The organism is Rhizobium sp. N122, assembly GCF_002211295.1.
GTDB lineage: Bacteria > Pseudomonadota > Alphaproteobacteria > Rhizobiales > Rhizobiaceae > Rhizobium.
Genome location: NZ_LOKU01000001.1, coordinates 41934 through 52823 on the forward strand (window position 1 = coordinate 41934; position 10890 = coordinate 52823).

Annotated in this window: 10 protein-coding genes; 7 read left to right on the forward strand and 3 right to left on the reverse strand. The window is 61.3% G+C overall.

Annotated elements, in window-relative coordinates:
* Positions 1-136: 136 nt before the first annotated feature.
* Together ATY75_RS00220 and ATY75_RS00225 are read right to left on the reverse strand one after the other, a co-directional pair.
* Positions 137-907 carry an alpha/beta hydrolase gene (locus ATY75_RS00220; RefSeq protein ID WP_088935975.1) on the reverse strand — a complete coding sequence of 257 codons (771 nt, stop codon included), beginning with the start codon at positions 905-907 and terminating at the stop codon, positions 137-139.
* A 251-nt stretch (positions 908-1158) separates the two neighbouring features.
* The gene (locus ATY75_RS00225; protein WP_088935976.1) at positions 1159-1911 is read right to left on the reverse strand and encodes an NAD(P)H-binding protein; all 753 of its coding nucleotides are present in this window, start codon (positions 1909-1911) and stop codon (positions 1159-1161) included.
* 340 nt (positions 1912-2251) lie between these two features.
* Here ATY75_RS00225 and ATY75_RS00230 point away from each other — a divergent pair, with 340 nt between their 5' ends.
* The 7 genes from ATY75_RS00230 to ATY75_RS00260 all read left to right on the forward strand — a co-directional run bounded on the left by ATY75_RS00230 (position 2252) and on the right by ATY75_RS00260 (position 9626).
* A complete protein-coding gene (locus ATY75_RS00230) occupies positions 2252-5878 on the forward strand; it encodes a PAS domain-containing protein (protein ID WP_088935977.1) in 3627 nt (1208 codons plus the stop codon).
* Positions 5875-6516: a response regulator gene (locus ATY75_RS00235; RefSeq protein ID WP_088935978.1), complete on the forward strand. Its 642-nt coding sequence runs from the start codon at positions 5875-5877 to the stop codon at positions 6514-6516. Before ATY75_RS00230 ends, ATY75_RS00235 begins: the two co-directional genes overlap by 4 nt.
* Before the next feature lie 2 nt (positions 6517-6518).
* Complete coding sequence (locus ATY75_RS00240) at positions 6519-6896, forward strand: response regulator (RefSeq protein ID WP_049731090.1); 378 nt, start codon at positions 6519-6521, stop codon at positions 6894-6896.
* Position 6897: 1 nt separating this feature from the next.
* Positions 6898-7590 (forward strand): response regulator transcription factor, encoded by a 693-nt coding sequence (locus ATY75_RS00245; protein WP_088935979.1) that lies wholly within the window; start codon positions 6898-6900, stop codon positions 7588-7590.
* Between the two features lie 133 nt (positions 7591-7723).
* On the forward strand, positions 7724-8116 hold the full coding sequence (locus ATY75_RS00250; RefSeq protein WP_088935980.1) for a metalloregulator ArsR/SmtB family transcription factor: 393 nt from the start codon (positions 7724-7726) through the stop codon (positions 8114-8116).
* 191 nt (positions 8117-8307) lie between these two features.
* Positions 8308-8973 (forward strand): nitroreductase, encoded by a 666-nt coding sequence (locus tag ATY75_RS00255; protein ID WP_088936230.1) that lies wholly within the window; start codon positions 8308-8310, stop codon positions 8971-8973.
* An 80-nt stretch (positions 8974-9053) separates the two neighbouring features.
* Positions 9054-9626 (forward strand): NADPH-dependent FMN reductase, encoded by a 573-nt coding sequence (locus tag ATY75_RS00260; RefSeq protein ID WP_088935981.1) that lies wholly within the window; start codon positions 9054-9056, stop codon positions 9624-9626.
* A 64-nt stretch (positions 9627-9690) separates the two neighbouring features.
* Here the strand turns inward: ATY75_RS00260 and ATY75_RS00265 are convergent, their stop codons facing one another.
* Entirely contained in the window at positions 9691-10878 is a 1188-nt protein-coding gene (locus ATY75_RS00265; RefSeq protein WP_088936231.1) for a galactarate dehydratase, read from the reverse strand.
* Positions 10879-10890: the final 12 nt, after the last annotated feature.

The window sequence follows — 10890 nt, forward strand, 5'->3', positions numbered from 1 at the left end:
GATAGAGCCTGAAGCATGAACCACGTTCAGCACCTGTGCAAAAAGCCCGACGTCCTGCGCGTTGTCAGTGCCTTGCCACGGTGCACCACGACCGGACCAGGGGTCGATCCGATCGCGGAACCGCAGCGCATGTCGCCTATTTGTTGGACGCGGCGTCTTCGATGACCTTCGCAACTCGATCGGGATGAGAGACCATGACGACGTGGGACGCCCCTTTCACCACAACCGTCTCTTTCGAGCCAGCTCGTTCCGCCATCCATGCCAGCGCTGCCGGCGGTATGTTTTTATCCGCGTCGCCGTAGACAAACCAGGAAGGGATATTCTTCCAGCTCGCCGAAGCTGATGCCTCGCCAAGAGCCTTGTCAGTGACAGGACGCTGTGTCGCGGCCATGAGCTTGCCTTCTGCCTTCGACACATCTGCAGCGAATTGATCGTGAAACTCACTCTGCTTGATGTACAGGTCCTTTACTCCACCATCCAACAGCACGGGTTCCGCAAGGGTGGGTGCGAGCGTACTTCCCGGAAACTTACCTGAAAGCGCGATCGCAGTTTCTCCAACATCCGGTGCGAAGGCGGCGACAAAAACGGGCGATTTGACGTTCGCGCTACCTGCTGCTGCCTCGTTGATCACTGAGCCACCGTAGGAGTGACCCACTAGTACTACGTCGGTCTTCAACCCGGCGACCACTTTGCGCACATAATCGCCATCGGTCGTCACGCTTCGAAGCGGATTAGCGACCGCCACCACGGGATATCCATCCTTTTCCAGCCGTGTGATCACGCCATTCCAGCTGGAGGCATCGGCAAACGCGCCGTGAACAAGGACGACCGTCGGCTTTTCGGCCGCGTTAGCATGCAAAAGGCCGGCTGCGGTCATTGCTGCGGCGGCGACAAACATCTTCAACATGATCTAGCTCCATTGCATCGTGTACGATTATTTTACGCACAATTATTCATAACGACAACCTCTAAATTCGGTGTTCACCTCGATTTGATATTGCCCCGGGTTCACGGGGCGATGTCAACTCCGTTCGATCTGTAAAAAACGTTCAAAGACGATCGCGCGGCGATAGATCCGGGCGGTCCAAGGTTTGGGGGGCTCAAGGAATTTCAGCGTCGATTTCTCTGCAGGCGAAACGAGGCCGATCGCCGGCAAAACTAAGCCGCCATCGATTGGTAGAGCCAGTCGGAGAGCTTCTCGGTCGCCAGCCGCGCGCCAGCGCCCGGAAGCAGTGCGGCATCGGTCAATTCGACGCCGAAATACGATGTGGACGGATCCGTTATCACCTGCCGTTCGTCTTCGTTGGCGGCGAGATAGATCCGGGCGACCTCATCGATGCCGAACTGCTCCGGGCCGGCGATTTCAACGATACCGCCCAAAGGCGTTGCGACGGTCAATTCGGCCAGAAAGGCGGCGACCTCCCCGGCTGCGACCGGCCTCATCAAGGCTGGCGGCAGTCGAACGACGTCGCCTTGCCCACCGATGTCGATCAATCCATTGATGAACTCGTAGAACTGCGTGGAGCGGAGGATCGTGTATGGGCGACTGGAAGCCTGGATAAGATTTTCCTGTACCATTTTGGCGTGAAAATAATCGCTTTCCACAAGCCGTGGCGTGCCGACGACGGAGAGGGCGAGATAGTGCCCGACTTCAGCCTCAGCGGCGGCGGCAAGCAGGTTCTTCGTCGACGCCTTGAAGAAATCCAGGGCCGCATTGTCGCCGAACGATGCGGCGTTGGTGACGTCGACGATGACGTCGGATCCCGCGATGGCCGCGGTGAGGCCTTTGCCGGTAACCGTATCGACGCCAAGCGACAAGGATGCGGCAGCAACCTCATGGCCCGACCGGCGCAGGCTTTCGCTGAGCCGTGTTCCGATGACCCCGCTTGCTCCCACCACGGAAATTTTCATGTCAGCATCCTCGCGATCGATTGGACCGACAATGACCGGAAAACCGAATCCCTTCCATCATGCGAGAGGGTTGGCGCCCTAGCCGGAGGTATAGCCGAGCAGACCGAAAGTTTAGGATGACCCACCGAGGAACGGGGTCGGTCGTCCGTTTCCTGTTTGTGCCGGAGATCCCGCGGCGGCGCAACGCTACCTCCGCGCAGTGCATGGATTTCCATGAGTTGCAGCTGTGGTGTGGCGGGGTTACGGTTCGAACATGAGTTCGCCGGCTCCGATATCAAAACAGAATGTTGTACCAAATGCTGACGATCCCCGGGCCTTGCCTGTCCGGAAGGAGCTGTTGATGATGAGCGTCTGGTCGCACCGCCCCCGAGCCCTGTATCTCGGGCTTTTCATCGCCGCCTATGTGCTCGCCTGCGGCTTTGCCCAGTCGCTCGCGATCGTGCCGGGAACGGGTATTTCCATCTGGCCCCCGGGCGGGCTTTTCATCGCCACGCTCATCCTCGCCCCCAGGCGCAGCTGGCCATGGTGGATATTGGGGGGCTGCCTGGCGGAGTTGCTCAGCAATGCCATCTGGTTTTACAGTCCGCTGCCTGCCGCCTTCCTGATCTATGTCGGCAACGCTCTTGAAGCGGTGGTCGCGGCATGGCTGATCAATCGTGTCTTGAAGCGCCCGGCACAGCTGGAAACCTTGCAGGAGGTTCTCGCATTCGTCGTGCTGGGCGCCGGCATTGCGCCGGTCGTGAGCGCGACGGTGGGAAGTGCGACGCTCGCCTGGTTCGGCATACAATCGCAATCCTTCGTGACGGCCTGGCCTCTCTGGTGGATCGGTGACGCAACCGGCGTTCTGATCGTCGCGCCGCTGGCGCTCGCCGTCTTCCACAACTGGCGCGGCAAGACCCGGCTCTCGGCCGCGCAATGGGTGGAGGCTGGCGTCCTTGGGCTGATTTTTCTCGGTGTCGCCGCCCTGTCGCTCAGCGGCTATCTTCCCTTCGCCTACATCATCATGCCGCCCCTTCTTTGGGCCGCGGTCCGCTTTGAGTTCAAGGGCGCCGCCATATCGCTGGCTCTCCTCGCCCTCATTACGGCCATCTTCACGATGACCGGCGCAGGCGAGTTCGTCGGCGATCCCGAGTCCCAGAAACACAAGCAGATCATGCTGCAGCTCTTTCTGGCCATCTCGGCATTTTCGGCGCTGATCGTTGCCGGCATATCCAGGCAACACCAGCTGGCCGTGCTGACATTGCGCCAAAGCGTGGAGACGCTGCGCGAGCGGGAGCAGGAGCTCTCGCAGCTTGTCGACATGGTTCCAAGCCACGTCTGGCGTCTGACACCCAAGGGCGAACCGACCTTCTTCAACCGACGGATGGTCGATTTCCTCGGATTCGATGTCGCGGATTCGGACGGGCCTGGCATGAGCCAGTTGGAGGCAGCCATTCATCCGGATGATGCAGCCGGCTTCACCCAGGCGCTCAACCATTGCCTCGCCACCGGCGAAAACTTCGCCATGCGATATCGGCTGCGCCGCGCTGATGGCGTCTATCACTGGATGTCGAGCCGCGCCGAGCCGATGCGGGATCAGGCCGGCAGCATTGTCCAGTGGTATGGTCTTTGCCACGACATCGACGATCAGGTCCGTGCCGAAGAGGCGGTACGCCGGAGCGAGCGAACGCTGCGGCAGATGATCGACGCAGTGCCGGTTCGCGTCTGGAGCGTGGAGCCGGCGAGTGGATCGGTCTATTTCAACAAACGCTATCAGGACCATTTCCGCGCGGTCATCGCCGATTTCGACGCCCGCGGCGAGCCGCGTATCGAAGAGCTGCTGCAGCAGCTGATCCATCCCGAAGACGCACCCGACGTCCAGCGCATGCTGCAGAATTGTTTCGAAAGCGGCGGCGGCACCGCGATGCGGTTTCGCTGGCGTGAAAAGGACGACGTCTACCGCTGGGCGGAGTGCAGGGTGGAACCCCGGCGCGACGACGACGGAAGGGTCGTGCAATGGTACGGTGTTTCTCTCGACATCGACGAGGAGGTGCGCGCGCTCGAGGCATTGCGTGATCGCGAGCGGGAACTGTCGCAGCTCGTGGACATGGTCCCGGTGCACATCGCCCGCATGGCGCCTGATGGCAAGCCGACCTTCTTCAGCAAGCGCACACTGCAATCCATTGGGGTTGATGACGTCGCAGCCTGGGACACGCCGGATATCAGCCGCTCGGCGGCGATCATCGGGGCAACCGTGCATCCAGAAGATGGGCCGCGCATGCGGGAGGTGCTCGCTCATGCGCTTGCGACCGGCGAGCCCTACACGATACGGTATCGCCGGCGTTGGGCGGACGGCGAATATCGCTGGATGGAAGGCCGCGCAGAGCCGTTGCGGGATCAGAATGGAGCGATCGTGCAATGGTATGCGGCTGCGATCGACATCGATGACGAGGTGCGTGCGCAACAGGCACTGCGTGAGCGGGAGCGCGAGCTGTCACAGCTCGTCGACATCGTTCCGAGCCTTCTCTGGCGCCTGAATGCAGAGGGCGAACCGACCTTCTTCAACAAGCGGCTGATCAATTTTCTCGGTCCCAATATCGCAGACGTGGGCAAGCCCGGCATGAAGCGGCTGTCCGCCATTATCGAAGCCGCCATCCATCCCGACGATGCGGAGAGCCTTGCCGGGGCGCTGAGGCATTCCTTCGCCACCGGCGAGCGCTTCTCGAAACAATATCGCCTGCGGCGCGCCGATGGCGTCTACCGCTGGGTCAGAGGCAGCGCCGAGCCGCTGCGGGACGAGAGCGGACAGATCATTCAGTGGTACGGCCTGACGCATGACATCGACGATCAGCTGCGCATCGAGGAGGAGCTGCGCGAGAGGGAGCGCTCGCTCTGGCAGATCGTCGAAACGCTGCCGGCAATGATCGATTGCGCAGCGCCCGATGGGGAGCCGGTATACCGTAACCCTCAGCTCCGCGATTTCCTCGGATATAAGCTCGAAGAGCTTGATGGAACCGGGAAAACCCGGCTGGACGGCACGCTGGATGCCGGCGTTCATCCCGACGACGTGGCGGGGGTCAAAGACAACTATGCCCATTCATTGCGCACCGGCGAGCCCTATGCGCGTCGGCATCGTCTGCGGCGGTTCGATGGCGAATATCGCTGGGTCGAGACGCGCGCTGCGCCGATGCGCAATGCCGAAGGCGTCATCGTCCAGTGGAATGTCATCTGCCTCGATATCGACGCAGAGGTTCGGGCGGAGGACGATCTGCGGCAAGCACGGGAAGGCCTGGCGCGGGCGAGCCAGGTAGCGAGCCTTGCCGAGCTTTCGGCCTCCATCGCCCATGAGGTGAACCAGCCGCTTGCGGCCGTCGTCGCAAACTCGCATGCCTGCCAGCGTTGGCTGATGGCGGAGCCCCCGAATATGGAGCGGGCGCAGAGGACCGTCGAGCGCATCATCCGCGATGCCAACTCGGCCGCCGACGTCGTCAGCCGCATCCGCGCCCTGTTCAAGCAGTCCGCAGACAGGAGAGTGCACACAACGCTCTCCAGCGTCATCGACGAAGCGCGCAACCTTATGGCCGACGAAGCGTCCCGGCGGCGCGCCAGGATGGACGTGGACGTCGATGGAAACCTTCCGTTCATAGCCATCGATCGCATCCAGATCCAGCAGGTTCTGATCAATCTCGTCCGCAACGGTATCGAGGCGATGGAGACCGTTTCCGGCGACAGGGTGATCAAAATGCGCGTGCGCCATATGGGGAATGCCGTCCAGACCGAGATCAGCGATCGCGGCCAGGGGATCGAGTTTCCCGAAAAGATGTTCGAGCCGTTCTTCACGACCAAAGAAAACGGCATGGGCATGGGTCTGGCGATCTGCCGCTCGATCGTCGAGCTGCACGGCGGACGCTTGTGGGCAGAGAAGAACAATCCGCACGGAGCGACGTTGATCTTCACATTGCCCATTGAAACAAAGGCGGCGTCATGACAGCCGATGACCATATCGTCTTCATCGTCGACGACGATGAACGCATCCGCGAAGCGCTCGGCGAGCTCATGGACTCGCACGGCATGCGCGCCATCGCCTTTGAATCGGCCGGCGATTACGTCAAAGCGGACAAGCCCGACGTGCCCGCCTGCCTCATCCTTGATATCGAGTTGCCCGATATCAACGGCCTCGATCTGCAGCGGCAGATCGCCGACAGGGACCATCCGCCGATCGTCTTCATTACCGGGCACGGCGACATTCCCTCCTCGGTGCGGGCGATCAAGCACGGCGCCGTGGATTTTCTGACCAAACCGTTCAGTGACGCGGATCTCCTGGCGGCAATCCAGGCAGCACTCGCCGAGGATCGGGCAAAGCGATCGGGACGCGCCGAACTCGACCTGCTGAAACGTCACTATCTCGACCTGACGCCGCGCGAGCGCGAAGTGCTGCCGCTCGTGGTCAGCGGCCTTCTCAACAAGCAGGCGGCAGCCGAACTCGGGATCAGCGAAGTCACGCTGCAGATCCATAGACGAAATGTGATGCAGAAAATGGCCGCGGCCTCGCTCGCCGATCTCGTGCGGATCGCGGAGAAACTGGAAATACCGATTACCCACTCGCGCCGGGTGGGGGGGAATTGAACATGACCGAGACAAGACATGTCGTCGCAATTGTCGATGACGATCCGAGACTGCTGGAATCGATGGGCGACCTGCTGGAATCGGCGGGTTACGTGGCCCGCGGCTTCCCGTCAGCGGGCTCGCTGCTCGTCAGCGGGCTGTCGGACTTCGACCTGCTCATCACCGATATCGGAATGCCCGGCATCGACGGCTTCGAGCTTCGTGACCTTGTGCGAAAATCACGTCCCGAGTTGCCGGTGTTCCTGATCACGGGCCGCCACGAAATCGCCGATCAGGGGCGCGCTCAGGGAGGCGGCGGTTTCTTCCGCAAGCCCTTCGATGCCCAGGCCCTGCTGGCGGCTATCGCCAATGCTTTACACCAATCGAGAGATGGAGGGTAACATGAGAGTTGACCAGCCGTTGCTGCGGAGATCGGCGCCGCCATCGTTGCAGGGCAAGTATGAAGAGGATCAGCCACTCATCATTATCGTCGATGACGACGCATCGGTTCGCGAGGCGCTGTCGGAGTTGATCCTCTCGGCGGGTTTTCAGTCGGTCAGTTTCGCCTCGACCCGCGAGTTGCTTGATGCCGATATCCTGGAAAACCCCGGCTGCCTGATCCTCGATGTGCGCATGCCCGGAGCAAGCGGCCTTCATCTGCAAAGCCATCTGGCCGAAAACGGCATTTCGAAACCGATCATTTTTCTGACCGGCCACGGCGATATTCCGATGACCGTCCAGGCGATGAAAGCGGGTGCCGTAGATTTTCTCACCAAGCCGGTGCGGGACCAGACGCTGCTCGACGCCATCACCGCGGCCATTGCGATGGATGCCGAACGACGGGCCGAAGCCGCAATCGCCAAACGCAATGTCAAACGCCTGGAGACGCTGACGCAGCGGGAGCGTGAAGTTCTGCACGAAGTGGCGCGCGGACGCCTCAACAAGCAGATCGCCTTCGATCTCGGCATCAGCGAAGTGACGGTCAAGCTGCATCGCAGCAACGTCATGCACAAGATGGAGGCCGCCTCGATCGGCGAACTGATCCGGGCCTGGGAGACGCTGCCGGCGCATATGCGGCAGGCTGGCGCGCGTTAATTTTATCAATTGCCTGTCCATTTGATGCGCGCCGTATCCGATTTGCGTCGAAAACGACGGTGCGGCGCCGGCAACGGGTTTCGCCTTGGCACCCATGCGTTATCTCTAAATTAAAGCTCGGGGATATGACCTCATGCCCGGCTTCAATTTCATAAAGGAGATCCGCCTGAACACTCCATCGCCAGCCGCACCTTCCCCTGGAACCAACGCTTTCGACATTGAAGCAAACTTCCTGTCGGCCATGGGGAACGCCAAACGGCTTCACATTCTGCATCTGTTGACCGAGGGAGAAGTGTCGGTGACCGTCCTGGCTGATGAAGTCGGATTGAGCCAATCCTCGACCTCTCAGCATCTGGCAATTCTTCGAGAACAAGGTCTCGTGCAGACGCGAAGGGCTGCCCAGACGATCTATTATTCCCTTCAATCCGGCACGGCAAAGACGATGCTCGACACACTGACCGACATCTTCGGATCGCGCCGTCGCGCCCCGGCAGACCGCGTCCGCGCCGGGCATCCGGCGAAATGACGAAGCCTTGCTCTTGCCCTCGTGATCGGTCTCCTATTCTGCCGAGGATAATCTTGCGGCCATTGGGTCGGACGCGTCGAACCCTGTTGGACGTTTGATGTAGGCCTCCTAGACCACGGTGTGATTTCGCCTCCATCGCGAATGGAGATAATGAACCACATCAGGAGTTGAACGGTCAGGAGGACGCGAGCATGGACGTATATGAGGCAGTCACAAGCCGACGATCGGTGCGCGGGTTCAAAGATAAGCCTGTGGCGAGGGAGATACTTGAGCGCGTGCTGGCCGCCGCGGCTTGGTCGCCCTCAGGATCGAACATCCAGCCGTGGAACACCTACGTAATGACCGGCGCGTCGCTGGCCGAGCTCAAGACATCAGCCGTCGAGCGCGTGGCCCACGGCGACGCCTGGGACAAACGGCAGTACGAGATGTATCCGGCGGCACTGAAGTCCCCGTACGGGGAGCGTCGCTCCGCCTTCGGCAAGGAGCGCTACAGCGCGCTCGGCATTGCGCGCGAGGATTGGGAGGCGCGCCAGCGGGCGGCAATCGCCAACTGGAACTGCTTCGGCGCGCCCGCCGCCCTGTTCTGCTATATCGACCGTGACCTCGGCCTGCCCCAATGGGCCGACGTCGGCATGTATCTGCAGACCGTCATGCTGCTGCTCCGCGCCGAAGGGCTGCACAGTTGTCCGCAAATGGCATGGTCACAGGTTCGCGAGACCGTCGCGGAGGCCTTGTCACCCCCGGACGGGCTCATCCTCTTCTGCGGCATGTCGATCGGGTACGAGGACCCCGCGGCAAGTTCTGCCCATACGGGCCGCGCCCCGCTCGCCGAGACGGTCACTTTCGTCGGCGATTAGTTGCTTATGCTTGAAGGACAAGAGAGGCCTCCTATCATTCCTGCGTGTACGTCCTTGCCACCGCGATACTGGAGAACGCCATGACCACACATAAAGTAGGCTATCTCATCGGCAGCCTCGCCAAGGGCTCGATCAATCGCAAGCTCGCCAAGGCGTTGGTGCGGTTCGCCCCGCCGGAACTTGAAATGTCGGAGATATCCTTCAAGGATCTGCCGCTCTACAGCTACGACTATGACCCCGACTATCCTCCGGCCGGCAAGGCATTCAAGGCTGATATCGCGGCCGTCGACGCCGTGCTGTTCGTCACGCCCGAATATAATCGATCCATACCCGGCGGGCTGAAAAATGCCATCGACTGGGCGAGCCGCCCCTATGGCACCAATTCGTTCACACGCAAGCCGTCGGCGGTTATCGGCACGTCGCCGGGCGCGATCGGCACCGCCGTCGCCCAGCAGAATTTGCGCAGCGTGCTGAGTTTCTGCAACTCTCCCCAGATGAATGCCCCGGAAGCCTACATCCAGTTCACACCGGGGCTGATCACCGATGACGGCGAGGTGACGAACGAGGCCACCGCGGATTTCCTTCGCAAGTTCATGCAGGATTTCCACGTCTTCATCGCAAGGGTTCGCTCGGTGCTGCCGAAAGATGCTTAGAGCATAAAAGAGACTGGCCGCTGCCATGTGGCAGCAGCCAGTTTTCGGCTTTCGAGTAACGTCTTTACGCGAAGGCGTAAGAGCCGTCCGGCCGCTTCGGCACGCGCCGCTGCCAGTGGATATAGCCTTCCTCCTGCATCGCCTTCTCGTCCATCTCGACGCCCCAGCCGGGCCGGTCGGGCCGCAGTTCCAGATAACCGTCCTTCGGCAGATAAGGATCGACGACGTAGCGGGTTTCGCCTTCCCGCTTTTCGATATCGTTGCCGCCATAGACATAGGCCTGGCCCTTCGGCAGCCGGTATTCGAGAATGCGGAAATTCTGCGCCGCGGCCGAGAAATGCACGTTGACGGCTGTCGCGAGCGGACCCATCGGGTTGTGCGGGGCAACGCCGACGAAGAAAGCTTCGGCAAGCGTGGCAATGCGGCGCATTTCGCTGATGCCGCCGACCACGCAGATATCTGGCTGGATGAGATCGGCGCCCTTGACCTGCAGCAGCCGCAGGAACTCGTTTCTGCTGTAGAGCGATTCACCGGTGGCGAGCACGCAGTTGAGCCCCTGTTTCAGATCGCCCCACGCCTCGATATTCTCGGGCCGCAGCGGTTCCTCGAAAAACAGCGGATCGTAAGGCGCCAGGGCATTGCCGAGCTGGCGCGCGGCGATCGGTTCGAAAATCTTGGCGTGAGCGTCGAAGGCGATCTCGTATTCGTCGTTGACCGTCTCGCGCAACGAGCGGAAATAATCCGCCGAGGCTTTGACGACATTGCCCCAGCGATTGGCGTGCATGTCGATCCGCCATGGGCTGAGCTTGAAGGCGGTGAACCCCCATCCCTCCTTCAGGCGATCGAACTCGTCGCGGGCGGCCGGCGCATCGGGCGCGGTGTAGACCCCGGCGTAGACCTTGATGCGGTCTCGCACCTCGCCGCCGAGCAGCTTGTAGACCGGGACGTTCGCCGCCTTGGCGGCCAGATCCCAAAGGCAGTGATCAAGTGCGGAGATGGCGGCAAGGCCGAGCGCGCCCGGCGGGAAGCGGCTTTGCTGGATCAGCAGGTTGACGAGATAGTCGACGCGTGTCGGATCCTGGCCGGCCACAAAGGCGTAGAGGTAATCGAGCAGCGGCGGCAGTGCCTTGTCGGGGCCGTGATTGTAGCATTCACCCCAGCCGGTCAGCCCGTCATCGGTATCGAGCGCGACGATCACGCGCGGACGGTCCTTGTCGCGGGTCATGAAAACCCGCATGCGGTCGATCTTCATCATTCTGTCCTT

What these genes read in the sequence shown, in the direction of transcription:
- ATY75_RS00225 (WP_088935976.1), bottom strand. Translation starts at nt 1,911, where the DNA reads ATGAAAATTTCCGTGGTGGGAGCAAGCGGGGTCATCGGAACACGGCTC.
- ATY75_RS00245 (WP_088935979.1), top strand. Translation starts at nt 6,898, where the DNA reads ATGAGAGTTGACCAGCCGTTGCTGCGGAGATCGGCGCCGCCATCGTTG.
- ATY75_RS00255 (WP_088936230.1), top strand. Translation starts at nt 8,308, where the DNA reads ATGGACGTATATGAGGCAGTCACAAGCCGACGATCGGTGCGCGGGTTC.
- ATY75_RS00265 (WP_088936231.1), bottom strand. Translation starts at nt 10,878, where the DNA reads ATGAAGATCGACCGCATGCGGGTTTTCATGACCCGCGACAAGGACCGT.
- ATY75_RS00230 (WP_088935977.1), top strand. Translation starts at nt 2,252, where the DNA reads ATGATGAGCGTCTGGTCGCACCGCCCCCGAGCCCTGTATCTCGGGCTT.
- ATY75_RS00220 (WP_088935975.1), bottom strand. Translation starts at nt 907, where the DNA reads ATGTTGAAGATGTTTGTCGCCGCCGCAGCAATGACCGCAGCCGGCCTT.
- ATY75_RS00260 (WP_088935981.1), top strand. Translation starts at nt 9,054, where the DNA reads ATGACCACACATAAAGTAGGCTATCTCATCGGCAGCCTCGCCAAGGGC.
- ATY75_RS00235 (WP_088935978.1), top strand. Translation starts at nt 5,875, where the DNA reads ATGACAGCCGATGACCATATCGTCTTCATCGTCGACGACGATGAACGC.
- ATY75_RS00250 (WP_088935980.1), top strand. Translation starts at nt 7,724, where the DNA reads ATGCCCGGCTTCAATTTCATAAAGGAGATCCGCCTGAACACTCCATCG.
- ATY75_RS00240 (WP_049731090.1), top strand. Translation starts at nt 6,519, where the DNA reads ATGACCGAGACAAGACATGTCGTCGCAATTGTCGATGACGATCCGAGA.